This window comes from Paenibacillus sp. FSL H8-0034 (assembly GCF_038000305.1).
GTDB lineage: Bacteria > Bacillota > Bacilli > Paenibacillales > NBRC-103111 > Paenibacillus_S.
On sequence record NZ_JBBOBS010000001.1, the window covers coordinates 933,628 to 959,145 of the forward strand.

The following is a 25,518-nucleotide window of genomic DNA, read 5'->3' on the forward strand; positions in this document are numbered from 1 at the left end:
ATAAATGAATACGTGATGGGTTGAAAACCAGAGACTCTCGTATTCGAGTTTAACCCCGGCAACCTAGGTTATAATTTGGTGTCCAGTGGGTAACTATATAAAAGAATGTGAGCATTTATAAGATAATGGAGGTATCAATAATGGCAAAGGACTTTTTGACAGCGGTTAGAGAACGACGCAGTATGTATGCAATTAGCAAAAAATCTCCAATTTCGGATGAGCGTATTTTGGAAATTGTCGAAGATGCGGTTAAGCACGTGCCTTCAGCTTTTAATTCGCAGAGTACAAGAGTCGTGGTGCTATTAGCAGCCCAGCATGATAAGCTGTGGGATATCACGACTGATATTTTGAAAGCAATCGTTCCGGCGGACCAGTTTGAATCGACCAAGCAGCGCATGGACGGATTTCGCAATGGATATGGGACCATCCTGTTCTTTGAAGATCAGCACGTGGTTACAGGCATGCAGGAGGCATTTGTGACTTATCAGGATCGTTTTCCTGTCTGGGCACAGCATACGAATGCGATGCATCAGTTTGTGATCTGGACAGCGCTTGAGAGTGAAGGGCTTGGTGCCAGTCTGCAGCATTACAATCCGCTGATTGATGAGAAGGTCAAGACGGAATGGAAATTGCCGGAGAACTGGCAGCTTGTAGCCCAAATGCCCTTCGGGACACCGACCGCACCTGCGGGAGATAAAGAATTCAAACCGCTCAAGGATCGATTGCACGTATTCAAATAAAGCAAAGCGTACCGGGCTGTTGGGGCCTGGTACGCTTTTTTTAAAAGGATGCTATAAAAGAAAAGGATGGCAAAATAGCAAAATTTACGGCGTATAAAAATTTTCAGTATAATATATGCTCATTTTCCCGCCAAATGCGACTCCTACACCAAGACGCTCAATATCGCTTAGCAGAGCCTTGCGATGGCCTTCCGAGTTCATCCAACCATGATGGGCGAATATGGCGCTCGTCTGACCTGCGGCTATATTTTCTGATGCAGCGCGTAATTTCAGACCATCATCTTTCATACGATCAAAGGGACTTTTACCTTCCGGGGTTTCATGTGCAAAATAATTTCTGGCGGCCATATCCATGCTGTGCTTGCGGGCTGTTCCGGCGATGGTATCGTTCCACACCAGTATAGGCTTTCCAAGCTTGGTGCGGTGTGCATTCGCCAGATCGAACGCTTCCCGTTCATAGGCTGTGATTAAAGCAGGGCTTTCTTTTGGATAAAACGATTCCAAAGCGAGCTCATTGGGCTTGGCCACTGCCTGCACTCCAGTTACGACATTATTCAGGAACAGGTCATAAAAGAAGGTAACGTAGACACCGTCAATCTCATAGGTGCCACTTTCGCCGTTCCCATAATTGAATATAAATCGGGTATTGCCTTTTCTTATCGACTCCAGGGGATTGCCGTATTGATTAATCACCTCGGATTTGGCTGACCCGTCCTGGATGCCCTTATTATTGGACCAGTTGGTGGACAGGGAATACAGGGCAACCACCTTATTATCACTGATCCCAATCTGCGCATAACTCGAGTAATCCTGATTGTACACATACCAGGTAAATCCATATTCACTGGCATCCTTACGGGCTGGTTGACCCAGCTTGCTAAGGGTTGCTTCCAATGTGTCCCCAATATGCACATCCTTCAAGGTAACGACTGCGGAAGCAGAGACTGAACTCGTGGGTGCGGTTGGGCTGACAGGTACATCCGGTGTTACTGGAGAAGGTACGGTTGGAGCAGAACCGGCAGCATCCTTACTTGCTGAAAGCTGGAACTGCATTTGCTTCAGATTACGTATGAACTGTACAGCCTCGGCACGAGAAAGCTTATCGGCAGCCCGGTAGCCTTCGATTGTCGCGGCTGTTTTGCCTTTGGACAAGCCTTGATTGAGTAAAAACGATATAGCATCGGTTAAGCTCACGGTACCTTTTTGTGTAGCGGCAATGATTAGGGCTACATGGCCCCGGTTAAATTGGTCACGATTGCTGGCAGACAGTACTGGCCACTTCTGAGCCGCTGCTATGTCGTAGTAAGGTGTATACCAAGGCAATCCAGCAGCGGTGTTCGGCAATTTGATCTCAGGATAAGCCCGAAGCAGCATTGCAAGAAATTCGGGTTCAGAGACCGGGTTATCCGGGTGAAAGGTACCATCGGCATAGCCATCCACAACTTTATTAAGCACAGCCCAGTCGATAGCATCTGCGCCCCAGTGTTGTGCGGTATCGCTGAAGGGAGCGGTATTGGCTGCATGAGTAATCGGGGTTGAGGCCAAGGGTACGAACAGCACGGTGACAAACATCATCAAGGGAAACCAACATCTTGCCCATTTTTTCAAGGTATGAACCCTCCTTAGAGTTTTACACAGCAAAACTGGCATCGAAAGCATAGGCTAGGTTTTGCGCAGCAAAACTGGCGTCGTATGGATCACGTGTTTTACACCTATATATTTTCGTGATGGTTTTACTATATATGTCCTGTAAGCGGATGTCCACGCAATCTATTCAGCATAAAGAGGAAGAGCAGCTTCAACATCAGGCAAGCATTTTTCGAATATGACATAGAGTGTTACTGTAAAATTTACATTATAAACGTGACGTAAATGCTGATACAATTTGCCTCACGATTGTAATCGAATTGAAACATACGCTTCATCTTCGTTTAATGTTCTTAGCCTATACTAATAGATGACCCCCTTTTAAAATATATAAACTTGAACCCCGGTTGCCGCGGTGGCAGCTGGGGTATTTTTTTGCGTAAAATTCGACGGTTGATGTTAGAAGCATTGAATGAATGATTCGATTCAAGCTCAATTGGCTAATAAAATAAGGTAATGACTAATTCCAGGAGGGACTACTATGCCATGGAAAAAGAATGATTACCCCGTTTCAATGAAAAATTTGGAGCCTCGCGTCCGCAATAAGGCAGTCGAAATCGCAAATGCTTTGTTGGAGGATGGGTACGAGGAAGGCAGAGCAATCGCTATTGCTACGGCCAAGGCGGAAGAGTGGGATGATAATCATCCCTTACACAGACAAAAACATGAGGAGAAGGAAGCATCCTCAACTCAAAGCAGCCGACAATCAGCTTCCCATAACGAGCACAACAGACACAATCTGCATGTGGTTCCCGACGGAGACGGATGGGCTGTTAAGGAAGAAGGCTTGCATGATGTACGCTTGAATGCCGAAACGAAGGCAGAAGCCGTCGAGAAAGCTAAGCAATGGGCATCAGATATGAACACCAGCGCAATTATTCACCGTAAGGACGGTACTGTTGAGACTTCACATAATTACACATAACCATAAAACATCAATAAGCCACATAAAAGCGTAGCCACATGTACAAGCTAGCTTACAGCAACACATGATTGGGACATTATCACTTTAATATGAAAAGGAGAGATACCCATGCCAACCAAATCACCCACACAAACGATGCCTCCACAGCATCAGAATCGCCAGCCCGGACTGGAGAGTGAGATGAATCCGAAGCCGAATTCCGTTGACCGCCAATACAAGGGCAGCGGTAAGCTGCTCGGCAAGGTAGCGATTATTACCGGAGGAGATAGCGGTATAGGTAAGGCAGCCGCAGTATGTTATGCAGCTGAAGGAGCGGACGTGGTGATCGTCTATCTGAATGAGCATGACGATGCCAAGGAAACGATGAGACTGATTGAAAAGGAAGGACGTCGCTGTTTGCTAATTGCCGGAGATGTTGGCGATGAGGCCTTTTGCCAGGAGGTTGTACGCAAAAGTATTGCTACTTTTGGCAAGCTTGATATTCTGGTTAACAATGCAGCTGAGCAGCATCCGCAGGAATCAATTGAAAATATAACCCAGGAACAGCTGGAAAAAACGTTCCGTACTAATATTTTCTCGTACTTTTATTTTACGAAGGCGGCTTTACCGCATTTGAAGTCAGGTGCGTCCATTATTAATACGGCTTCGATCACGGCTTATAAGGGTAATCCACAGCTGATAGACTACTCGTCCACAAAGGGAGCTATCGTCGCTTTCACTCGGTCGTTGTCGATGAGCTTGGCGGATAAGGGCATTCGGGTTAACGGTGTAGCACCGGGACCGATCTGGACACCACTGATTCCTTCAACCTTTGATGCCAAAAAAGTCAGTGAGTTTGGTGGAGATACGCCCATGAAAAGACCGGGTCAGCCAGAGGAGCTCGGCCCCTCTTACGTCTTTTTGGCATCGGATGATTCCTCTTACATGTCAGGACAATTTCTGCATATCAATGGTGGCGAAATTATTAATGGCTAACAGGATTAGCCTGATTAAATATTAGGTTATCTATCTAATACGCGTAGCTTTAGTTTCATGACACTTCATGACTGGATTCCACGATAAGGAATCCAGTTTTTGTACTTTTTTAAAAAGTCCGGTGAATAATGAGCGAAGCGGCCAAATAATCCTGTAGAAGCGTTAGCGTTCGCCTTTGTTTCCGTGTTTTTACCACTAAATATCTTATAAAATCAAAAAAATATGGAAACGACAGCGATCGAAAGGATATTTGGCCGCGCAGCGGGACTTATTCACCGGACTTCGTCAGACTTCACCAAACTCCCATTGGTCTTTTAAATAGAATCAAAGAAGCTTATACTGAAAAGGGCAGATTCTGCATAGCAGCTATCTGTACAAACAACAATACGTTGGGGAGGCATCATTCATGATTTTCAGTGATTTGGCAACTTGGGAACGTGAGAAGGCACTTTATCCGAAAGCGCTTAACCGTGGATTGGAGTACATCCGTTCCACCGATTTTAGCACGATGGCACCGGGCAAGCATGATATTGAAGGTGATTTGATGTTTGTGATGGTTCAGGAGCCGACAACTCAAAGCTGGGAGAAGCAGCGTCCGGAATCACACCAAACCTACATCGATATTCAATACCTGATCGAAGGCGAAGAGCTGATCAAGGTGGCGCGCCTAACATCGGATGCGGTCATTTCCGAAGAAGATTTTGCATCACGAGACATTGCATTTTATGAAACAACAAGTGTGGAAAGCTCGATCCTGCTGCTTCCGGGTAACTTTACCGTTTTTTATCCGAGCGATATTCATCGTCCAGTATGTAGTGTTAAAGAAGATCAGAAGATTAAAAAAGTTGTTATCAAGATACATAAATCGTTACTGGAGCTATAACCCGAAGTCTCCTGCTGAACGAAGCCTCATTGTGACCCAATGAGGCTTTTTGTCGTATGAAATAAGACGATTCGGGTATTCTAACAGAACAGAAAACATAGACAAAAGCACAGTAGGAAAGGATGGGCACCAGCATGCCATTTGTCGATGTGAATGGAACGACTCTCTATTATGAGAGCGTAGGTCAAGGAATACCGATTGTGTGCATACATCCGATTCTTTTAACCGGAGAAATCTTCAGCTATCAGCGTACTTCTCTATCCGACCGTTATCAAATAATTACCTTCGATATTCGTGGCCACGGTAAAAGCCGTTATTCGGAAGAGCCACTTACCTATACAATGATCGCTGAGGATATAAAGCAGCTTTTGGATTCCCTTGGAATTGGCCAAGCCTATTTGTGCGGGTACTCGGTAGGGGGGCAAATCGTTTTGCAAGCACTTCTGAGCGATCCGGACCGTTATCTGGGGGCAATCCTGATAGGCTCAACATCTGAATTAACGGACCCTATTCAGAGAGGCTTGGTATGGATTGCACACTTGTTATGCGGACTACATGGAAAACGTCTGCTATCCGCTCTCGATGCTGGAGGCAATGCGACTAATTTTCATATTTTTAAATCGATGTACGACAGCTGTAATTCAGGAAATGTAGTGAACATCGCCCAATATCATGAGCAGGTGCTGAGTTTCAATTGTACGGATCGGCTGCATGAGATTCAAGCACCAATCCTGCTGCTCTTTGGTCAGAGAGATACCCGGTTCCACCAGTATGCACGGGTAATGCAGACGAGGCTGCCGCACAGTACTCTGCATTTTATTCGCGGTGCTCCGCATCAAATCCCAACGAAGCATGCTGCTGATGTGGATGGACTTTTACGTCTGTGGATTGAAAATCAACAGAACCAGTTAGCGCGTGAGCGACATAAGCATAAGGATCAGGATCAGGAGCTTGAAGAGCAGCAGAGCTTGCAAGCGCAAAATACGCTTTTTGAACAGCAAGATCCTCTAGAACAGCCAGGTCAGCAGGAACATCAATAAAAATGAATCCCTTCGGATAAATAGTGCCATTAATGGTATGATGGATGCATACTTTACTCTCATTGAGGTTCATCCAATTATTATTTATCAGGAGGGATTATTTATCTATGCAAACAATTCGTTGGGGAATTATCGGCTGCGGAGACGTAACTGAAGTCAAAAGTGGTCCAGGCTTTCAAAAGGCGGCTCATTCCGAGCTGGTTGCTGTCATGAGAAGAGACGCCGCTTTAGCGGAGGATTATGCCCGCAGACACAACGTGCCGAAGTGGTACATTGATGCCGAGCAGCTCATCGAGGATCCGCAGGTTGATGCAGTCTATATCGCTACACCGCCAGCCTTTCATAAAGAATATGCGATCAAAGCTATGAAAGCGGGAAAGCCGGTTTATGTGGAAAAGCCGATGGCGATGAATGTAGCGGAATGCGAGGAAATGCTGGAGGCAAGCCGCCAAGCGGATGTGCCCTTATTTGTAGCCTATTACAGGAGACAATTACCGAGATTTCTGAAAGTGAAGGAGCTTCTTGAGAGCGGAATCATTGGTGAGGTTCGTTTGGTAACCACGATACATTTGGGGCAGTTTAAAAAAAGCTCCTGGAGAGTCCAGCCGGAAATATCCGGAGGTGGGCTGTTTGTGGATGTAGCCAGCCATACGCTCGATCTGCTTGATTATTTGTTAGGGCCTATTGCGAGTATACAAGGCTTCGCAGGCAATCAAGGCCATCATTACGAGGCAGAGGATATTGTAACGGGGGCGTATCAATTTGAGTCCGGCGTATATGGTACCGGAAATTGGTGTTTTACCTCTTATGAGGATATGGACAAGAACGAAATTGTGGGCACCAAAGGGAAAATTACATTTTCTACCTTTCAGAACAATCCGATCGTTGTAGCTACCTCAGAAGGTGAGGAGCCGTACATGATCGAGCATCCGCATCATATTCAGCAGCCCTTGATTCAAACGGTTGTCGATGCTTTACGGGGCCAAGGGGCTTGCTCGAGCACTGGCATTAGCGCGATTAGAACAAGTAAAGTTATGGAGGATATCCTTAAAGCTTACTATTTAAAGGACCATTAAAGATTCAGTAAATATGTGCTGCTGTGAAGCCAGGCTTTCTGTCGGAACTTGAGTATACATAGTGAAGATAAACAAAAGGGACTTCGGTATGTACCGAGGCCCCTTTTGTACGTGTATGGTGATTACTTCGATGCAAATTTTTTGAAAATATAAATTACTTTACAGTTTTATTGTAAGTACCGAGCTTACCGCTAATTTCCTTGGCCGCACCGTCAAGTGCCTCCTTTGGTTGTTTTTTGCCATTAAGAACCTCTTCAATCGCACCTTCTGTAAGCTGGCGAGCTTCCGGGAATACGCCCATGACAGCGCCTTGTGTTGCCGTGTTGGCTTTGGTAGCGTGAAGCTGGTCAACGGCTGTTTTCAGCTGTGGATATTTCACCAGATTGTCTTTTACGACTTGTTCATCATAAGCTTTTTTGGTAATAGGGAAGTAGCCAGTGTTCACGTGCCAGTAAGCTTGCTGCTTAGGCTCAGCCAGGAATTTGATAAACTGCCAAGCGCCGTTTTGCTCGGCTTCACTGCGATTGTTCAAAATATAGACGCTGGCGCCTCCGACAATCACGCCGCCTTCCTTGGCGTCGGATGGTTTGGGCAGATAACCTGTTCCCACTGCGAATTTGCCTTGTGCTCCGTCTACAATACCGCGCAGAGAGCCAGTGGAGTCCAGTGTCATTGCAACTTGTCCGGCAATAAAGGCTTTTTTGGTATCATCGGTTTTACGACCCAGGTTCAGGGACGATTTATCATCCACCATTTGCTTCCACCAGGCAAGTGTTTTCACGCCTGCGTCACTGTTCAACATCGATTCGGTTGCCAGACCTGTGCGGCCATTGCTGTTATTCAGAAACTCAGCACCTTGATTGGCAAAAAATTGCTCCATAAACCAACCATAGATAGCGAAGGAATTGCCGTATTTGCCGTCTTTGGTTAATGCTTTGGACGCTGCTGCTACTTCTTCGTACGTAGCTGGCGGTTTCTCGGGATCAAGACCTGCTGCTTTGAACATATCCTTGTTGTAGTAGAGGATCGGGTTGGATGTGTTAAAAGGCATGGAGTTTAGCTTGCCGTCAATCCGATAATAATTGAGAATGTTTTCTTCAAGCTGGGACAAGTCATATTTGTCGGCATCAATAAATTTTTGCATAGGGGTAATCGCCTTGGAATCAATCATAAAACGGCTGCCGATTTCGAATACCTGAATCAGAGCAGGACCGCTTTTGGAATCCATTGACGTTTTCATTTTGTTCAGACTTTCATCGTAAGTACCTTGGAATACCGCTTCTACGACAACATCTTTTTGCGATGCATTGAAGTCAGCAACAAGTTTATCTATCGCTTTGCCAAGCTCGCCGCTCATGGAATGCCACCATACGACCTTAACCGGTTCCTTGCTTGCAGCAGGCTTAGGGGCCATTTCTTTATTGTCTGTTCCCTTTGCTTCTGACGGTTGCGTTGGGGTACCGCCGCATGCTGCCATGAAGAGCATCACGATGGCCATACAAAGCGTCACTAAACCTTTTCTACTCCAGCTTATCATTGTCGTCTTCGCTCCCTTAAAAAATGTTTTATTTATATAGAGCGTCTTGGGGACGCGCTATTTCCACCAAACGCAAGGCTAACCCTTCACAGCCCCGGCTGTAATACCGCGAACCAGCTGCTTGATCCCGAGCACGAGCAGCAGCAGCGATGGCAGCATAACGAGCGTAACGCCAGCTAATACGAGATTCCACGAAGTCATTTCTTCGAACTGCAGCATACTGATTCCAATCTGAACGGTACGCATCTGCTCGCCGTTTGTGATCAGCAGCGGCCACAGGTACATGTTCCAATGTGTCAGGAACGAGTAAACACCAAGTGTCGCTAGTGCCGGACGAGCTAATGGCAGGACCATCTGGAAAAAGCTTCGTATATGACCGCAGCCATCGATCTTTGCTGCTTCGAACAGCTCGGCGGGAAGCTGCAAGAAAAATTGGCGCAGTAAAAACGTACCGAACGCCGTAGCCAGAAAAGGAACAATCAGCCCTTCGTAGCTGTCCAGCCAGCCCCAGCTTTTGACGGTCAAATAATTGGGAATCATCGTGACCTCCCATGGAATCATCATTGTGGAGAGGAACAGCGCGAACAGGATGCCTTTGCCTGTAAATCTTAAAAAAGAGAAGGCATAGGCGGCCATGCTGGCGGTCAGCAGCTGTCCGATCATAATGGCGGTGGAGATCAGCAGGCTGTTCATAATAAATTTGAAGATTGGCACCAGGTGCGTAACCGTAATGAAATTATCCCAATACAATCCACCAGGCAGCAGCTTGGGCGGGTAAGACGATGATTCGGCAGGAGTCATCAGAGCTGCCGAGAACGTAAACAGCAAAGGATACAGCACCAGTGCTGCAGCGATACCTAATAAGAGGTATACGATAGTATTCTGAAAGCGGCTGGTCATTGATAATGCACCTTCTTTTCAAAAAAGGTAAACTGCAGCACGGTCAAAATAAGAATGATGGCGAACAGAACCAGTGCCTGTGCACTGCCGATACCGAAGCGAAAATTAACAAACGCGTCCTGATAAATGTTATAAACGACGACATCGGTCGTGTACATCGGACCACCCTTGGTCAAAATATGCATTTGTCCAAACGATTGGAAGGCTCCAATTACCGATACGATAGCTACGAAAAATAGCGTTGGCGATACGAGCGGCAGCGTTAGCTGTATGAAGGTACGGATCGGTCCCGAGCCGTCGATTTTGGCGCTGTCATATATTTCCTCAGGCACACCCTGTAGTCCGCTCAGCAGTACGATGTAATTAAATCCAAGCGTCATCCAGATCGTCATCATCGAGACAGAGATCAGCGCCCATGCAGGATCGGTAAGCCAACCAACAGGTGAAATACCCGCAAGGCTCAAAAAATAATTAAGTGTACCGACGCTTGGATGGAACAGCATCATCCAAATCACAGAGCCGGTTCCGACAGAGATGGCGATAGGTAAAGAGAAAATGAACTGGAATACGCGCATACCGCGCAGTCTGGATTGTGTCAGTGCTGCCAGCAGCAGCGCCAACAGGATACAGGTAGGGACGGTCAGCAGGGTAAAGGACAACGTTACCTTCAAGCTTTGGTAAAAGCGCTCGGACAGGAACAGCTCCTGGAAGTTCTCCATGCCTACAAATGCGGCAATACGTCCGCGCGGATCGGTCAGATGCATGCTCAGATAGATGGATTGCAGCAGCGGATAAAATAGAAATACGCCAAACAGCAGCAGAGAGGGGGCCATAAATAAATAGGCAAGCAGATTTTCCAGCAGACGCTGCTTGTGAAGGCTTTGGGTACGGCCTACGGCAGCTGGCTTTGGTCTGTTAGTGGAAATGCTCCCGAGTTGTTTTTCCATAAGGCTCATGCTTCATTCACTCCTGACGGTAACGGCTGGGTTAAGCGGTTATCTTTTGATGTGGAAGCTGAGTTCTTCCTTGGCATCTTTGTCAGTATAAAGTTCATTTGTTAACCAGGGGTCAACTACATATAAAGGTTTTATGTAGATAAGGGTCAATCTCTACCAACAACCGATTCTGAATATTGCCAAAGGGTCTATAGTGGAAGCTGCAAGCTGCATATGTCGTTAAGCAGGATAAGGCGACATGTAATAATTACCATATAATGACGACCTCACGTCTCTAGCAAAAATGTGCGATAGCCAGTAGGTGCCACAAATAACGCAATACAAAAACCTCTTCTGCAGCAGCAGAAAAGGTCGTCTATCAACAATGTGGCTCCCAGTAAGGCAGATCATGAATTGGATACCACATCCACAACGATACTGTTAAGCAAGCGGTCGTTGACGTATGCCATAAGCCGCCACCGTCCAGGTTCAGGCAACGACATGGATGAAACCGCCGTACGATCAGCTCCATTCAGACCTCCGCCTGACTGACTGGTCGAGAACACTTGTATGAGTTCAGTTGAACCAATTTTTTTCGTGCTCGATGAAGTCGTGTTTTGACGGTCGCTTCCGGTATTTCAAGCAGTAAGGAAATTTCTTTGTTTGTTAGCTGATAATGAGCATTCAAAAGCAGTATTTCTCTGAATTTGCGGGAAATCCGCATAAGAGTAGCCCAAATATGACGGGTCTCCAAGCGATCAAACAGCTCTGCTTCTGCGGAACGTGAGGAGCCTTTTCGAATAACATAATCAACCAAAGTCACTTTACGAATGAACGCACTTTTCAAATAATTAAGTGACTTGTTGCGGGTAATCGTCAATAGCCAGCTTTTCACACTACATTCACCTCGAAAGCTGTATAGCTTGTCGTATACGGATAAAAACACATCCTGAGTGAGATCATCCGCTGCGTCAGCGTGACGGGTTAGAAAAAACGCGAAGTTCCAAACGTCGTTTCCATATTGGGTCATCAGGTCCCGAAGTATAACGTCTTTATCACTCCCGCCAGTCAGATGCTGTAAATAATGTGGTTCCACGAAATCACCTCTACTATTAGACAGACTGCTAAGCGAATAGTTCCCGAAATATAAAAAACGACCTCTTTTGATAAAAGAGACCGTTCATGGGTGCGTGTAATGGACTTACTTTACTGTCTATGGGATGAATGTCATTCACTTTCTTTTAGGAGGGACTTGGTAAAATACAAGTTTAAATCGTCATCCACACAAACTTCGGTACCGGGGGTGACTGGCTGCTGTCTGTACATCAAACCCCTGCCATCTGGCATATATCCTCTTCTAGCGTATAAGCGCTGTGCACTCCCATAGCTTTGATAAAGTCCAACACCAATGCCGACAATTCCGTATTTGTTCAAGGCTATGTTCTCGACGGCTTCGATGAGCGCATGACCGATTCCGAGCTTTCGCAATGGCGGGATTACATTAAAATCGTTGATTTCCGGTATGCCATTTTCTCTAAAATAAGGATATTTGGAGGCTGAGAGCAGATGCAGGCTTCCTGCAAACTGACCGTCGTAAGAGGCCAATAACGTTAACCGTTGATTGGTTACATTTTCTTCCCAGCACTTCTCGATGTAATCCAAAGGCTTGTTAATCTGGTGTTCAGTAAAAATGCGAAACACGGGTTCTATGTCTGCCTTCGTCATGGGTCCAACCTCAATCGAATTCGTCATCGTCACACCTCATTTCCCTTGATCGTCATTTTCTTCGATAGGACGTATATAATTGGAATGTTTTCCCAAATGGCTTGCCCGTTTCTCCTCATATATCGTCCGTGTATGACTCCAATAAAGGTGGAGCCCGATGGAAGGTAGCTTGTTCGAAGCCGTATGCAATTTTTATCAAAGTCGGTTCACTCCATGCTTTACCAGAGAAGACGACACCAAATGGTCCTTTTGTAGAGTCGCCATCGGCATCGATGCTGCCATTCACTGAATAGCCGGCCGGAACCGTAATTAAGGGGTAGCCCAAGCGTGCAGCAATATACATGCCGTCCACGTCCCCAGGCAGCAGAAGTGCATCCAAGGAATGCGTATCTATGGCATAATCAATGCCCTGCTGCAGCGGGAGCTCCGAGTAGGCTTGCTTCTTAATCAGATAGGTTTGCTCGGTGAGAGTGTTTTCTTCAGATCGGATCAACGTGTCCTGTCCAAATTGCAGAGCTATTTCGGCATGCTTTTCATTATAGGCAATCAATTCCTTCAAAGAGTGGATTGGCACGGAGTCTGCTAACTGGGATAAATAATCGTTCAAGCCCTTCTTGAATTCATACGTAATGACATCATTGTTCCAGTTGTTCTGTTCAACGTGAAGCGTAACCTTATCGACGATAGTGACGCCTTCGTGGATCAAAGTCGTAATGACCGCTTCCATAATAGCAAGTCTTTCCTCGTCCAAATGTCTGTAATAATATCGGGGTATTCCTATTCTTGCGCTACGCAAAAAGCTTGCATCCAAAAAGGGCGTATAGTCTGAAAAAGAACGGTTTTCACTGGGTAGAGTAGCCGAATCCTTCTCATCAATCCCTGTACATGCACCCAGTATCATCGCTGCATCCGTAACCGTTCTGGCTATAGGTCCAGGCGTGTCCTGACTGCTGGAAATCGGTATAATTCCGGCGCGGCTGATCAATCCGACAGTTGGCTTGATCCCCACCAGAGAGGTTTGGCATGCCGGTCCGACAATGGAGCCCGCCGTTTCCGTTCCGATCGCTGCTGCGCACAGATTTGCCGCTACAGCAGCCGCAGATCCTGAGCTGGAGCCGCTAATGAAGAGCTCGCCCGCACCATACGGATTTAGAACAAATCCGCCCCGTGAGCTGTATCCCGCCGGCATCCGGCTGGACATAAAGTTGGACCACTCCGTCATATTGGCTTTCCCGAGCAGAACGGCACCTGCCGAGCGGAGCTTGGAGGCTATACAGGCATCCGCCGCTGCGAATGATCCAGCTAACGCGACCGATCCGGCACTCGTATGCAGGTTATCCTGTGTATCGATATTATCCTTCAAAAGTATGGGAATGCCGTGCAGGCTTCCCCGACCTCCATTATCTCTGCGTTCCTGATCTAAAGAACGCGCGATCTGTAATGCATCCGGGTTGATCTCCAGGATCGAATTGATGCTGGGATCATACTTATGTATTCGGTCCAAATAGGCTTGAACAAGCTCCTCCGAGGTGATGGAGCCGGATTCCATAGCTGCTTGCAGCTGTGTTAGGTCTGCTTCTATGATCCATTCATGCAGATGTGTGCTCACTGGGACAGTCCTCCTGAACATGACGTAGTGGTGCATGATTTACATGGGAGTGAGTCTGGACAAATAATCTTCCTCCATACTTTGGGTATAGAGCTCGATGACATTATTTTCAGTGTCCTTAAAATAAACTCTTTTATGAATGCCTCTTGTGATGATCTTGTTGTCGATATGATGGCTCTCAAGCAAATGAATCGCGGCTTCAATTTGATCTATTCCTATATATAACGCCAGATGCACGTGAACACCGCCTTCATCAAATAACCCATTCCATAAAGAAACGGGGGAGGCCTTTTCCACAAGCTGCTGATTATTAAAATTGCGCGGCAGCCATAATCCTAATCTCGTCGGTCCGCCCACATACAGCCATGTAGCCCAAATTTCACTGGCTTCTTCTGTAAATTGATTGTCCTGATACCCCCATTGCTGCACAACAGGAAATCCTAACTGACCTGACCAAAAATCGACGGCACGTTTCATATCGCTAACTTCCAACACGACCTCTGACACGCCTTGGGCTTTAATTTTCATATTGGCCTCCTTGATATAAGGAATAGGTTTGAAACCACTATCATTAAGGATATCGTTCCGCTGTGGCACGATCAAGGTTATGAATGAATAAAACAAATATATCCGGTCAAATATCCACTCAAGGAAACACTATGTTTTGGTTCTTTCTGAGGCTGTGCTGATTTCGCTGGGGGATACGACCGTCCGTGTACATCTATATGACATGCTGCTAAAGCGGTTATCCGATAAAAAATAAATGTTGAGTTCGCACAAAAAATATGGAAGGCTTATAAAATGAGAAGCAAGCTGCCGCACGTAGGTAGCGCGACAGCTTGCTTTTTACTTCTATGCTCTTCGATCGATTAACCGACTAACCGGCAAAAAAGTGCGCTGGCATACCGGATACGCCAGGCCTCACGCGAAATATGCCGCCTGCATGCGGCTGCTTTGCCAAAGCTTCGTCCGATTGACGAACACGGGCAGTCGTGATGTATAACTCATCCAGATTCGGTCCGCCAAATGTGCAGGATGAAACCTGGGCTACGGGGATCGGGATGGCAATCAGCATTTCACCCGTATGCGGGTTCCAGCGTGACACCTGCCAACCATCCCACTGTGCGATCCACAGCATGCCTTCTACATCAATTGTCATGCCATCGGGGAATCCGCCGCCCTCAGGGATCGTGATAATGGTCCGCTGACCGCTTATAGCACCTGTATCGATATCATAATCGTAGGCTACCACTCGCTTTGTCGGCGAATCAATATAATACATCGTGCGCCCGTCGGGACTCCAGGCGAGTCCGTTGGAAACCGTCACCCCATCAACCATCTTGCGAACGGTATGATCGGCTTCAAGACAATATAACGAACCGACAGGCTTCTCTTCGAGATGACTTGTCGTACCCGCCCAGAACCGACCTGCCGGATCACATTTTCCATCGTTAAAACGATTATCCTGGAGCTGCTTCTCGGGGGCATTGACCAATGTCAGCTGCTCTGTTTCCAGGTCCAACAGGAAGAGCCCATGCTGCAAGGCCAGCACGACACCGCCAGACTGTCTCGGTACGACAGCACCTACCATTTGGTCCAGCTGAATAGTACGGTTTTCCAAGGTTTGCGGATTCAGAATATGTACCCTTTGTCCTTTAATGTCTACCCAGTAAAGGAGCCCGCTGCGGTGATCCCAGCAAGGGCCTTCTCCCAAAGTTGCCTGCGCATCAACAATCAATTCTACTTGTAACGGGTCCAAATTTCTTTCCTCCAGCCTGCAGGGCAGTTATTTTTGTGTTAATTGAGACGAGCTTATGGCCATGATGACTGGCTAAGAGCCGTAAGCAGCATCGAATTCAATAATATTGTGATCGGGATCCAAAATATAAATTTGCGAGAAGCCGGCGAGACTGTCAGGTCGGGCTTCATAAGGAATAGCTGCCGCTTCCAGTGATAGTATCGTATTCCGATAGCTTTTGACCCAAATGGCAAAATGGCCGTCAATCGAATTAATTTCACTCGTGCGCAGCGTTTCTCCATCGGGAAATTCCAGTAAGTGCAGCTGCTGGGAGTCGCCTATCGCATACCAGGCCCCCTCTGAATCGAATGGAGGTCTTACTAACTCCTGAAATCCAAGCGTACTGCCGTAAAATTGCTTGGCCTGCTTCAAATCCCTGACAGCAAGACTAATATGGTGCAGCCTTTCAAATTCAATCATCGTAGCTCCTCCGTGGTATCCATAGTAAATTCCAACTCGGTCAAGCAACCTATGTCATAGTGATTAAGCGACTTGGAGTTTTATTCTCAAGGAAATCAAGCGTCGGTGCTGCTTCTCATCCAACATTTCGATGCTTGTAGTCTATTATCCTCTATAACCGTTTGATTTATAAAGCTTATCATATCAACAAGGGCTGCCGCTCAATCGTTGGATTGAAGCGGTAGCCCTCGTGCTTTTTTACCAAGGATCAAGTCCCAGCAGCTTTCTTCCGAGCGGAGTGAGGCCCGGATCTTCAGGTGTTTGCGTAAGCTCCCAGCCGCGTGGGTCAACAGGCAGTGGATTGAATTTATTGGACTGCTGGTGCATCGAGGTTTTGTTCTTCAAGCTTTCGAGCGCCAGTCTGTGTCTTTCTTCAAATTGTGAAGGGTCGGCCGGATACATCGTAATATATTGCGCCAACCGTGGCCGGTCTGATAAATTCTCTCCATTACCATGGGCAACGAGAACATCCCACAGCAGCAAATCGCCAGCTTCGCCTGGAATGACCTCGACTTCATGTCCCGAATAATCTGGGTTGATCGGGTTGCGATCCTCCGGCTGCGTTTTCAACCATTGCTCAAAATCCTTATAAATACTCGGCACGCAGCGGAAGCCGCCTTGATGAATATTCGTATCCTCAAGGAACAGAACGCCTTGCAGCGGCCGCGGTTGGGGAAGAGGGAAGGTTAGGTTGGTCGTATCGGAATCCCAATGAATAAAGCTCGCGTTCAATTCCGGTTTATCGTCCCGCTTAGGCGGTTTCATGTTGACGCGGTCAACGGTTACCCACAGCTTTTCTTCACCCAGCAGCTCAGCGAACGCTTCATATAACCGCGGATATTGACGGTTGTCCCATAAGGCCTGATGCTGGAAAAGCGGAATCATGCCTCTTTGTTGATCATTCCACAGCTGATCCATCCCTTCGGGAGGCGTATACCATTCATCCTGATTATCCGGTGATTTACCCATGAATTCCCAGATCGTATCTACAGCCTTCTGGCAGTTTTCCTTGGGGACCGCATTTTTAATAACCACATACCCATTTTCTTGAAAAAACTTTTTCATTTCCGCTGTCATAACTGCCATTTCTCTCATCCTTCCAGTGTGTAGGGTGTACTAGCCTTTTACGGCACCGCTAGTAGTGCCTTGTGCAATATATTTCTGTACGAAAAATCCGACAATAATCATAGGAACCATCGTGACGGTGGCTGCAGCGCTGCTTTTGCCCCAATCCACGGAAATTGCGCCTACAAAGGTCGAGATGCCTACAGGTAAGGTGTAGGTGTCCATATCCGTCAGCTGCATGGAGAACAGCAGCTCGTTCCACGAATATTGCATGGCCAGAATAGAAGCTGCTGCAATGCCCGGCAGTATAATCGGGACGACAACCTTCCAAAAAACCTGCATTTTCGTACAGCCATCAATGGTTGCTGCGTCGTTGAGCTCCTTCGGTACATCCCGCATGAAGCCCATCAGCAGCCAGATAATAAAAGGTAAATTGAGTGCAGCATGGGCAACAATGGGACCGACCAGAGTGCCGAGGAAGCCGGTAAGCCTGATTAAAGTGAACAAGGGAAGCAGCATGGAGATCGCCGGAACCAGCTTGCCCAGCAGAAAGCCGTTGGCTATCGTGTTGGACCATTTTGAGCGAAAGCTGGTCAAGCCATAAGCGGCAAACGTGCCGAAGCCGACAGCGATGAGTGAAGAGATCACGGCGACATACGTACTGTTAATAAAGTATAAGGAGAAGTCCCCTTTTGAAAATGCGTTAAAATAGTTCGTTAAAGTTGGCGTAAACCACAAGGTAGGCGTGGTAGTGAAAATGTCCATTTCTTTTTTGAACGAATTGGTGACGACTAATGCAATGGGGACGATGGTCCACAGCGTGAAAAAGAGCAGTACAATGATTTTAAAACCCACACCTGTCCAGCGTGTTAGCATAGGGTCTCCTCCTAGGCGCGTTCCTTATGGAACGCTGACTTCGTAAGCATGAACTTGTTGTATGAAGCAGAAGTGGCTTGGCAGGCACGAGCCTTAATCTTCTTTTCCCGCAGCCGAGTTTTTCATTAAAGAGCCGAAGAGCAGGATAAGTCCAACCAAGGTTAAGACCGATACCGCCATCGCGTAGCCCATTTCATTATTTTCATACGCTTGTTTGAACGCGTAGATGCTGAGTGAGGAGGTGGAATTGGCAGGTCCACCGCCGGTCAGGGCGAAGATGATGTCGAATACCCGGAAGGCATCGGTACCGCGTATGAGCAGGACGACCACGATCACCTTGCTTAACAAGGGAAGCGTGATATTAACCATGGTCCGAAAAGGTCCTGCTCCGTCAATTTTGGCAGCCTCATACAAGTCATTGGGAATTGAGGTAAGCCCTGCGGATACGACCAGCATAATAAAAGGAGTCGCGTGCCAGGCATCGGCTATCACAATGCTGAATAATGCCCAGCCCGTCGTCTGCAAGCCGCCGAAATGCGAATCAAGTCCGAATAAGCCCAGCACGTAGTACACAATGCCATAGGTGGGATCATACATATAGCGCCATATCAAACCGACGATAACATGTGAGATCAATAGCGGCATGGTGAACAAGGCGCGGAAGAAATTCGCGATCTTCATAGGAAGGCCTAACAGGAAGATTGAAATGCCGATGCCCAGTGCCAGCTCAAGGGTAAGCGCCATGGCAGTAAATAGCAGTGTGTTCCATAAAGATTGTAGTGCGACTTCATCCTTGAAAAATCGAATATAATTATCTAGAAAAACGAAGGTTCCTGCTGCCTCTTGCCCCAGTTTATAATCATATAAGCTCATAACCAGCGCATAAAAGAGAGGAACAATCATTGCTATGAAAACCACGGCTGCTGCCGGAAGAATAAGAAATCCGGCAAGATAGCTGGCCTTCCCCGAACTAAGGCTGCTCCGGGAAAGCTTCTTCATATCAATAGCTCCGTTGTGGGATGTATTCATACTGGGCTCTCCCCCTTGTATAGTAAGTTATTCATGCTAGTTAGAAGGAAGCAGCTAAATCAGCTTGAATTTTTTCTAATATTTGCTTCGGATCTGCACCAGTAACAATAATGGACGACATTCCATTGCCAAGTGCCTCTATCAGCTTGGGTGCATTGGGCTGCAGCGGTGCAGTGACGCCATCCTTCAGTGCGGCACCGACTGCTGGAAGCCACGGCGCTTTGGAGACAAGCTCACTATCGTTAAATAACGATTGCCTCAGGCTAATATGGCTGCTGTTTTTCAAGCTTAATTTCTTCTCGGTCGTTTTACTGGTTAACCAGGCTGCCAGCTGAAAGGCTTCCTTCGGATGCTTGCTGTCCTTGGGCAGGCACCAGCTCCACACATTGATCAAACCGGCTTCATGCTTGTTATAAGGCAGAGGGGCATAGCCCAGCTTACCCGCGACCTTGGACTTTTCCTTGTCTTCAAGCTGCGAGAGCAGACCCGATTGCGTAATACCGATTGGGATTTGCCCGAACTGAAGCCCTTTGGTAACCTCATCCCACCACCATGTTGTGCTACCCTTGGCAGACGTTGCGGCAAGCTTTTTCCAGAATTCCATCGTTTCGATGTTTGCAGGTGTGGCCAGTGCCAGCTTGCCCGATTTGTCAAAATAATTGGAGTCGTTGGAATGATTCAGAATCGTATAGATGCTGACGCTTGCGCTGCCTTGCTTGCCCGGGATGCCAATTCCTGTGCCCTTGTCAAAGAAATGCTTCGAAACTTTTAGAATATCATCCCAGGTTTTGGGTGGTTGTAGCCCTTCAGCCTGCAGCATTTCCTTGTTATATACGAGTAAAGGCGTTTGTTCAAAGTTAGGCAGCCCATACAATTTGTTGTCGACTGTAAACGTCTTGATGACACTGGGATTATAATCCGCAAAGTCAAAATTACTGCCTGTTAGTGTCGTATCCTTAATCAAATCATCCAGTGGGGCCAAAAAGCCCGATTTCACGTAATCGCCCAACCAGGCTTCCTGTGCCCAGATCAGGTCGTATTGACCGGTTTGGCCGGACATATTCAAGGATTGCTTTTGTTTCAGCTGTCCAAAATCGATCGCGTCCATCTTGACTTTGATGCCCGTTTCCTTCTCAAATTCCTTTAGCAGCTCGGCTTGATCGTCGGCGTGTGGTCCTGCCCAGCGGGATATTGTCAATTGGACGTCACTTTTTGCAGCGGGCTTGGGAGCATCTTTTGAAGCGCCTTCATTTCCGGTAGTTTTGGCAGTCCCGGTCGTACCTGCAGCACCAGAGCAAGCAGAAAGCAATAGCGTGAACGATAAACCCATTAAGGAAAGCTTGATTCTTGACACAGAACATTCCTCCATCGTATATTTCAGGATTTTTGTAATCGATTACATAAATAATTGTTGGGTGGGTGTCCATGGACACGTTATCACCCGTGATTTTAACGTCTATTCAACAAGCTGTCTCTAATCTGTCTTTTGTAAACCTCGGGTGTAATGCCAGCGTGCAGCTTGAACAATCTGCTGAAATGGGCCAGGTGCTTGAAGCCGGTTTCCACGCAAATCTCGGTCACGCTTCGTCTCGGATTCGTCATAAACAAATTACGAGCCTGATTAATCCGTCGGCGGTATATATAATCAAAGATCGTAAAGCCTGTAATTTCCTTAAACAGCTTGGACAAATAGGACTTGCTGAAATGCAGGTGATCCTCCATTTGCTCCAAATGAATTTCGGCTGCGTAGTTATCTTCAATAAAGGAAATGATCTGCTGGACAATACGTTCCTTTTCCGAGGCGCTTTCCGTTTTATGCTGCAAAGGATTCAGACATTGCTCATAAATGATATAAAGCAAATCGACGAAAGCCAGCTGCATCCGATATACACCCGTTCGATTTTGTCGCAGCTGCTGTTCGTTCATATTGGCCAGCAGACGCTCCACTTCTTCCTTTACCTTCCCATTAAGGCTGATTCTCCGATTCCTGAGCTCCTGAAAGGGCTGAAGCAAATTAACGGCATAAGGCAGCTCCAGAAAAGGCCGCAGAAAGGTTGGGTCAAAATGCACGATAGTCCGAATATAAGGGACCGTAGGGTCGGCATTTGCGCCATGCAGCGTCATTCCGTACATGAGAATCAAATCGCCCGGAGAAAGCATGTAAATCTTGTCACCAATCAAATAATTGCAGCGTCCCTGATGAAAATAATACACTTCATAAAAAGAATGGGAGTGAAACATAGGAACAATCGGATTTTCAACCCAGTAGTCGAAATCGATCATTCCTTTTTGATCGAAAGCGATTGGAAGCATCCATTATTCCTCCTGAGCCCTTGTAAGATTAATAAATAGCTAGCAAATACCACACCTCTGTTTACTTGATTTTTAATCAAATAATTCGCATGTCCAAGCCCATGCTAGCAGGGTCAGCCTTTCCGGATGAAAGCCTTCCCATGAGGTGGAAGTGCCTTTCCCTCTTGGTATGTGGAAAGTAACTTCTTTGTTATTATAGCATTAGTCCAGAGGAATTGTTTCACTGTCGTTCGACAGATCGAACCGCTCATTTAACTGTGGTTCTTCTATCTCAGGGGGAGGCAGAATGTTTAAATCCTGCAATTTGAGGTTAATCAGATCATGTGAGCATGATTCAACCACACGGAGGCAGCTTAACCTATGGAGACAACCAAATCGGACTATATTCTCATCCTACATACAGGCAATGACATTCTAATAGAAGAAGATATTCATGAATCCTTTGATATCGACAGCTACATGCAGCAGAATCAGGTGAAATTTATGGACTACGAGTTTATTACCAAGCAGGAGTTCAATGATCGATTGGATCAAATGCTGGGCGAATACTAAATGATCAGATATGATGCATACAACCGCCAAACCCACGACGATTCATGTGGAGGTTTGGCGGTTTTTATGTCTAATGGATGATTCAGATTTCTTTGGCGATGTATGATATAAGACAGGGAAAACATGGGTAAAGTGAGAGGAGAAGACCATACTGCATATATTCAAGGCGCTGGCTTGGATTGATGTGGAATTGGACTGGAAAAGGAGCTGCTGACTATGAATCATATAGACCTTACCGCTAAACGGAAACAAAAAAAGCTGCTGTTCGGTGTTGGTCTTAGCTGGCTGTTCGATGCGATGGATGTAGGTATTATCTCGTTTATCGCCGCTGCACTGGCGGTAGAATGGAGCCTGGGTGCTGAACAGATCGGATTGTTGGCGGCGATCAATTCGATCGGGATGGCAGTGGGTGCAGCCGTCGCAGGATCGATGGCGGACAAGTACGGCCGCAGGTCGGTGCTGCTGTGGACGCTGCTTATCTTTTCCGTGTCCAGTGGGCTATCGGCGCTGGCAGCCGGCTTTGTGATGCTGTGCGTGCTTCGCTTCACGGCAGGCTTCGGACTGGGCGGCGAGCTGCCGGTTGCTTCGACGCTGGTGTCCGAGTCCGTGCCTCCGAAGGAAAGAGGGCGCGCAGTTGTCCTGCTGGAGAGCTTCTGGGCATGCGGCTGGATTATTGCGGCATTGATTGCCTACTTCATCATCCCCCACTATGGCTGGAGGATGGCATTTGCAATAGGGGCTGTACCGGCGCTGTATGCCTTATATTTGAGGCGGGCGATACAGGATCCGCCTCGCTTTACCGAACAGCGCAGCCTTAAGCTGTCGTTCCGCGAACGGGTGGCGGCGGCCTGGTCGCCAAAGTACCGCAGATCGACGATAACCTTGTGGATCTTATGGTTCACTGTCGTATTTTCTTACTACGGCATGTTCCTGTGGCTGCCCACGGTGGTCATGCTTAAAGGCTTTGGACTAGTGAAAAGCTTTCAGTACGTGCTGATTATGACGCTGGCCCAGCTGCCCGGTTATTTTACCGCCGCCTATTTGATTGAAAGATTCGGCCGTAAGTTTGTGTTGGTTACCTATCTGCTGTTGACGGCGGTGAGTGCGATATGTTTTGGAAATGCCGATACGGTCGGTGTGCTGATTGCATCTGGCATCTGCCTTTCTTTCTTTAATCTTGGTGCCTGGGGAGCGATGTATGCTTACACGCCAGAGCTGTACCCGACCGCGGTTCGTTCCACTGGAGTAGGTCTTGCCGCTTCCTTCGGGAGAATTGGCGGTGTCGTCGGGCCCTATCTTGTAGGTATGCTCGTTGCCCGGAAAATACCGATCACTTCGATCTTCACCGTGTTTTGTATAGCGATCGTGATTGGTGCGGCTGCTGTGCTGTTTTTGGGCAAGGAAACGAAAGGGACGGACCCGGATCGTGAGACCACGGATAATGAGATGAGTGTTCAATAAGAGATAGTGAGAAGCATACGAGAAGCCCATGATCCTATTTTCGGGAATCCTGGGTCTTTTTTTGCGTATAGCTTGTGGGAAAATAAGAAACCGTTAAGAAATTCCCATACAAATTGTTAAGATTTTACTGTTACTCTTATCTTATCTCCAATCTGAATAGAGTCGCACGGAAAGCATGCTTTCCCGTGACCGTAGGGAGTTGGTACCCATACCTATCATTATCAGAAAAGGAGGCTTCGTCTATGAGAAGCTTCATCATGAGTATGCTGCTCATCAGTTTATTTGGGCTAATAGGCTGCTCCGAGCAGCGGCAATTTAAAGGAGAAAGCAGCAACTGGTCCGTTGTCTGCTCGGTGACGGCCAAAGACAAATCGTATGAGATACGATATATCGGACAGGAAAGTCAACCTGATACTATCGTTCAGTATGTTTTTAAGGAAAGCCGTAATTTCCAAAATAGCGGTGAAAGCAAGGGCAGCTTCAAGAACAAGATCATTAGCGGTACATCTACGATGAATTCACCGTATTTTGACGAAGATCATTTTACGCTGCATGTCCAATGGAATGATAAAGAGGAAACGATTCGTGTCGTCAAGCAATAAGCTTGTACACGTTGCGGTTACTTGGTATTGAGCGACTGCCGAAAGCTATAACACAACCTGAGACATTGGAAAATGGCTCGGGTTGTTTAGGCATGAAGCTGCCATTACATTAATTATTTCTTTGACATGGAAGGAATAGAGGGCGGCTCCCGTGAAATATAATAGACCTGGCCAAACAGGCTTGAATGTGTTCCGATTAGGAAAAGGATTGGCCAATCGTAGAAAGGGTGGGTACAAAATGAAAACGATTGTATGTGAACAGCCGGACCAGTTCGTGCTTAAGGAAATGGAAGCGCCTACATCCAGACCCGGTCACGCATTGATCAAAATACGCAGGATCGGTATTTGCGGGACGGATCTACATGCTTACAAAGGCCGACAGCCGTTTTTTTCTTATCCCCGGGTACTCGGGCACGAGCTGTCTGGAGAGATCCTGGAGATTGGCAGCAATGAGGGAGGGCTGCAGGTCGGTGATCCCGTCGTCATCATACCGTACCAGCACTGTGGCTCCTGCATTGCCTGCCGCAGCGGCAAAACGAACTGCTGCACCAAGCTCGATCTGATCGGTGTGCACAGTGACGGCGGTATGTGCGAGGTGATCGCACACCCGACCTCACTGCTGATCAAGGCCGAGGGCATCAGCCTGGAGCAGGCGGCTATCGTGGAATGTCTCGCAATTGGCGCTCATGCCGTGCGAAGGTCCGAGCTCCAGCCTCAAGTAAACGTGCTGGTCATCGGCTCTGGGCCGATTGGTCTGGGTGTGATGAAGTTTGCCAAGCTCGCAGGTGCAAGGGTCATTGCGATGGACATTAACAATGAACGTCTGGCTTATTGCTCACGCTGGGCGCCGGTGGATGAAACGGTTAACGCGCTGAATAATCCTTTGGACCGGCTGCTGGAGCTGACGCAGGGAGAGCTGCCGACGGTTGTCTTTGATGCTACCGGCAATGCCAAATCCATGATGGATGCTTTTCAATATACTGCTCACGGCGGCAAGCTGGTGTTTGTGGGTCTGGTCAAGCAGGAGCTGACCTTCAATGATCCCGAATTTCATAAACGGGAGATGACCCTGCTTAGCAGCCGCAACGCAACGAGGGTCGATTTTGAAAAGGTGATGCAAGCGATGGCGGCTGGTCTTATCGATACGGATTCATATATTACACACCGCTGCCCGTTTGATGCGATGATCGGTGAGTTCGAATCGTGGCTGAAGCCGGAAACAGGTGTAATCAAGGCGATGGTGGAGCTGTAAAGGTGAGATTCAGCAGCTGCATGCAGTTCCGTTAACAGACTGCCGGGAATTCCGGCGGTTTTCTTGTGTTAGCTTACAGGGCGCAGGTACTGCTTGGCAGTGTGGGTTTCACAACGTTC

The 25,518-nt window shown here is 47.3% G+C and carries 25 protein-coding genes; 10 read left to right on the forward strand and 15 right to left on the reverse strand.

Going from position 1 to position 25,518, the window contains the following annotated elements; all coding sequences use genetic code 11:
- Positions 1-125: 125 nt before the first annotated feature.
- Positions 126-740, forward strand: coding sequence for a nitroreductase family protein (locus NST47_RS04380; protein WP_341154039.1), 615 nt, complete (start codon positions 126-128; stop codon positions 738-740).
- An 84-nt stretch (positions 741-824) separates the two neighbouring features.
- Here NST47_RS04380 and NST47_RS04385 read toward each other — a convergent pair whose 3' ends face one another.
- A complete protein-coding gene (locus NST47_RS04385) occupies positions 825-2,348 on the reverse strand; it encodes a CAP-associated domain-containing protein (RefSeq protein ID WP_341154040.1) in 1,524 nt (507 codons plus the stop codon).
- 520 nt (positions 2,349-2,868) lie between these two features.
- On the opposite strand from NST47_RS04385, the gene NST47_RS04390 reads away from it, so the two are divergent.
- The 5 genes from NST47_RS04390 (at position 2,869) to NST47_RS04410 (ending at position 7,286) form a co-directional block, all read left to right on the forward strand.
- A complete protein-coding gene (locus tag NST47_RS04390; RefSeq protein WP_341154041.1) occupies positions 2,869-3,312 on the forward strand; it encodes a DUF2188 domain-containing protein in 444 nt (147 codons plus the stop codon).
- Positions 3,313-3,420: 108 nt separating this feature from the next.
- Positions 3,421-4,287: an SDR family oxidoreductase gene (locus NST47_RS04395; protein ID WP_341154042.1), complete on the forward strand. Its 867-nt coding sequence runs from the start codon at positions 3,421-3,423 to the stop codon at positions 4,285-4,287.
- A gap of 406 nt (positions 4,288-4,693) precedes the next feature.
- Entirely contained in the window at positions 4,694-5,170 is a 477-nt protein-coding gene (locus NST47_RS04400; RefSeq protein WP_341154043.1) for a YhcH/YjgK/YiaL family protein, read from the forward strand.
- A gap of 134 nt (positions 5,171-5,304) precedes the next feature.
- Positions 5,305-6,210 carry an alpha/beta fold hydrolase gene (locus NST47_RS04405; protein ID WP_341154044.1) on the forward strand — a complete coding sequence of 302 codons (906 nt, stop codon included), beginning with the start codon at positions 5,305-5,307 and terminating at the stop codon, positions 6,208-6,210.
- A gap of 107 nt (positions 6,211-6,317) precedes the next feature.
- Positions 6,318-7,286 (forward strand): Gfo/Idh/MocA family protein, encoded by a 969-nt coding sequence (locus NST47_RS04410; protein WP_341154045.1) that lies wholly within the window; start codon positions 6,318-6,320, stop codon positions 7,284-7,286.
- Between the two features lie 154 nt (positions 7,287-7,440).
- Here NST47_RS04410 and NST47_RS04415 read toward each other — a convergent pair whose 3' ends face one another.
- The 14 genes from NST47_RS04415 to NST47_RS04480 form a co-directional block, all read right to left on the reverse strand.
- Positions 7,441-8,823 carry an ABC transporter substrate-binding protein gene (locus NST47_RS04415; protein ID WP_341154046.1) on the reverse strand — a complete coding sequence of 461 codons (1,383 nt, stop codon included), beginning with the start codon at positions 8,821-8,823 and terminating at the stop codon, positions 7,441-7,443.
- 78 nt (positions 8,824-8,901) lie between these two features.
- A complete protein-coding gene (locus NST47_RS04420; RefSeq protein WP_341154047.1) occupies positions 8,902-9,723 on the reverse strand; it encodes a carbohydrate ABC transporter permease in 822 nt (273 codons plus the stop codon).
- Positions 9,720-10,679: a carbohydrate ABC transporter permease gene (locus NST47_RS04425; RefSeq protein WP_445667349.1), complete on the reverse strand. Its 960-nt coding sequence runs from the start codon at positions 10,677-10,679 to the stop codon at positions 9,720-9,722. Before NST47_RS04425 ends, NST47_RS04420 begins: the two co-directional genes overlap by 4 nt.
- A 511-nt stretch (positions 10,680-11,190) precedes the next feature.
- The gene (locus NST47_RS04430) at positions 11,191-11,754 is read right to left on the reverse strand and encodes an RNA polymerase sigma factor (RefSeq protein WP_341154048.1); all 564 of its coding nucleotides are present in this window, start codon (positions 11,752-11,754) and stop codon (positions 11,191-11,193) included.
- Positions 11,755-11,885: 131 nt separating this feature from the next.
- A complete protein-coding gene (locus NST47_RS04435; protein ID WP_341154049.1) occupies positions 11,886-12,410 on the reverse strand; it encodes a GNAT family N-acetyltransferase in 525 nt (174 codons plus the stop codon).
- Positions 12,411-12,498: 88 nt separating this feature from the next.
- A complete protein-coding gene (locus NST47_RS04440) occupies positions 12,499-13,992 on the reverse strand; it encodes an amidase family protein (RefSeq protein ID WP_341154050.1) in 1,494 nt (497 codons plus the stop codon).
- 39 nt (positions 13,993-14,031) lie between these two features.
- On the reverse strand, positions 14,032-14,520 hold the full coding sequence (locus tag NST47_RS04445; protein WP_341154051.1) for a VOC family protein: 489 nt from the start codon (positions 14,518-14,520) through the stop codon (positions 14,032-14,034).
- A gap of 349 nt (positions 14,521-14,869) precedes the next feature.
- On the reverse strand, positions 14,870-15,751 hold the full coding sequence (locus tag NST47_RS04450) for an SMP-30/gluconolactonase/LRE family protein (RefSeq protein WP_341154052.1): 882 nt from the start codon (positions 15,749-15,751) through the stop codon (positions 14,870-14,872).
- Positions 15,752-15,823: 72 nt separating this feature from the next.
- Complete coding sequence (locus NST47_RS04455) at positions 15,824-16,210, reverse strand: VOC family protein (RefSeq protein ID WP_341154053.1); 387 nt, start codon at positions 16,208-16,210, stop codon at positions 15,824-15,826.
- A gap of 237 nt (positions 16,211-16,447) precedes the next feature.
- On the reverse strand, positions 16,448-17,335 hold the full coding sequence (locus NST47_RS04460; protein WP_341154054.1) for a phytanoyl-CoA dioxygenase family protein: 888 nt from the start codon (positions 17,333-17,335) through the stop codon (positions 16,448-16,450).
- Between the two features lie 30 nt (positions 17,336-17,365).
- Positions 17,366-18,190: a carbohydrate ABC transporter permease gene (locus NST47_RS04465; protein WP_341154055.1), complete on the reverse strand. Its 825-nt coding sequence runs from the start codon at positions 18,188-18,190 to the stop codon at positions 17,366-17,368.
- A gap of 93 nt (positions 18,191-18,283) precedes the next feature.
- Positions 18,284-19,219, reverse strand: coding sequence for a carbohydrate ABC transporter permease (locus NST47_RS04470; RefSeq protein WP_341154056.1), 936 nt, complete (start codon positions 19,217-19,219; stop codon positions 18,284-18,286).
- Between the two features lie 40 nt (positions 19,220-19,259).
- Positions 19,260-20,573, reverse strand: coding sequence for an ABC transporter substrate-binding protein (locus tag NST47_RS04475; RefSeq protein WP_341154057.1), 1,314 nt, complete (start codon positions 20,571-20,573; stop codon positions 19,260-19,262).
- A gap of 95 nt (positions 20,574-20,668) precedes the next feature.
- On the reverse strand, positions 20,669-21,532 hold the full coding sequence (locus NST47_RS04480; RefSeq protein ID WP_341154058.1) for an AraC family transcriptional regulator: 864 nt from the start codon (positions 21,530-21,532) through the stop codon (positions 20,669-20,671).
- 360 nt (positions 21,533-21,892) lie between these two features.
- On the opposite strand from NST47_RS04480, the gene NST47_RS04485 reads away from it, so the two are divergent.
- The 4 genes from NST47_RS04485 (at position 21,893) to NST47_RS04500 (ending at position 25,399) form a co-directional block, all read left to right on the forward strand.
- Positions 21,893-22,084 carry a hypothetical protein gene (locus NST47_RS04485; RefSeq protein WP_341154059.1) on the forward strand — a complete coding sequence of 64 codons (192 nt, stop codon included), beginning with the start codon at positions 21,893-21,895 and terminating at the stop codon, positions 22,082-22,084.
- Positions 22,085-22,300: 216 nt separating this feature from the next.
- Positions 22,301-23,545, forward strand: coding sequence for an MFS transporter (locus NST47_RS04490; protein WP_341154060.1), 1,245 nt, complete (start codon positions 22,301-22,303; stop codon positions 23,543-23,545).
- A 242-nt stretch (positions 23,546-23,787) separates the two neighbouring features.
- The gene (locus tag NST47_RS04495; RefSeq protein WP_341154061.1) at positions 23,788-24,147 is read left to right on the forward strand and encodes a hypothetical protein; all 360 of its coding nucleotides are present in this window, start codon (positions 23,788-23,790) and stop codon (positions 24,145-24,147) included.
- A gap of 238 nt (positions 24,148-24,385) precedes the next feature.
- Positions 24,386-25,399 (forward strand): zinc-binding alcohol dehydrogenase family protein, encoded by a 1,014-nt coding sequence (locus NST47_RS04500; RefSeq protein ID WP_341159606.1) that lies wholly within the window; start codon positions 24,386-24,388, stop codon positions 25,397-25,399.
- Positions 25,400-25,518 lie beyond the last annotated feature (119 nt).

Coding starts and splice junctions, on each gene's coding strand:
- NST47_RS04380 (WP_341154039.1), top strand. CDS start 126: ATGGAGGTATCAATAATGGCAAAGGACTTTTTGACAGCGGTTAGAGAA.
- NST47_RS04390 (WP_341154041.1), top strand. CDS start 2,869: ATGCCATGGAAAAAGAATGATTACCCCGTTTCAATGAAAAATTTGGAG.
- NST47_RS04395 (WP_341154042.1), top strand. CDS start 3,421: ATGCCAACCAAATCACCCACACAAACGATGCCTCCACAGCATCAGAAT.
- NST47_RS04400 (WP_341154043.1), top strand. CDS start 4,694: ATGATTTTCAGTGATTTGGCAACTTGGGAACGTGAGAAGGCACTTTAT.
- NST47_RS04405 (WP_341154044.1), top strand. CDS start 5,305: ATGCCATTTGTCGATGTGAATGGAACGACTCTCTATTATGAGAGCGTA.
- NST47_RS04410 (WP_341154045.1), top strand. CDS start 6,318: ATGCAAACAATTCGTTGGGGAATTATCGGCTGCGGAGACGTAACTGAA.
- NST47_RS04415 (WP_341154046.1), bottom strand. CDS start 8,823: ATGATAAGCTGGAGTAGAAAAGGTTTAGTGACGCTTTGTATGGCCATC.
- NST47_RS04420 (WP_341154047.1), bottom strand. CDS start 9,723: ATGACCAGCCGCTTTCAGAATACTATCGTATACCTCTTATTAGGTATC.
- NST47_RS04425 (WP_445667349.1), bottom strand. CDS start 10,679: ATGAGCCTTATGGAAAAACAACTCGGGAGCATTTCCACTAACAGACCA.
- NST47_RS04435 (WP_341154049.1), bottom strand. CDS start 12,410: ATGACGAATTCGATTGAGGTTGGACCCATGACGAAGGCAGACATAGAA.
- NST47_RS04445 (WP_341154051.1), bottom strand. CDS start 14,520: ATGAAAATTAAAGCCCAAGGCGTGTCAGAGGTCGTGTTGGAAGTTAGC.
- NST47_RS04455 (WP_341154053.1), bottom strand. CDS start 16,210: ATGATTGAATTTGAAAGGCTGCACCATATTAGTCTTGCTGTCAGGGAT.
- NST47_RS04460 (WP_341154054.1), bottom strand. CDS start 17,335: ATGGCAGTTATGACAGCGGAAATGAAAAAGTTTTTTCAAGAAAATGGG.
- NST47_RS04465 (WP_341154055.1), bottom strand. CDS start 18,190: ATGCTAACACGCTGGACAGGTGTGGGTTTTAAAATCATTGTACTGCTC.
- NST47_RS04470 (WP_341154056.1), bottom strand. CDS start 19,219: ATGAATACATCCCACAACGGAGCTATTGATATGAAGAAGCTTTCCCGG.
- NST47_RS04480 (WP_341154058.1), bottom strand. CDS start 21,532: ATGCTTCCAATCGCTTTCGATCAAAAAGGAATGATCGATTTCGACTAC.
- NST47_RS04485 (WP_341154059.1), top strand. CDS start 21,893: ATGGAGACAACCAAATCGGACTATATTCTCATCCTACATACAGGCAAT.
- NST47_RS04490 (WP_341154060.1), top strand. CDS start 22,301: ATGAATCATATAGACCTTACCGCTAAACGGAAACAAAAAAAGCTGCTG.
- NST47_RS04495 (WP_341154061.1), top strand. CDS start 23,788: ATGAGAAGCTTCATCATGAGTATGCTGCTCATCAGTTTATTTGGGCTA.
- NST47_RS04500 (WP_341159606.1), top strand. CDS start 24,386: ATGAAAACGATTGTATGTGAACAGCCGGACCAGTTCGTGCTTAAGGAA.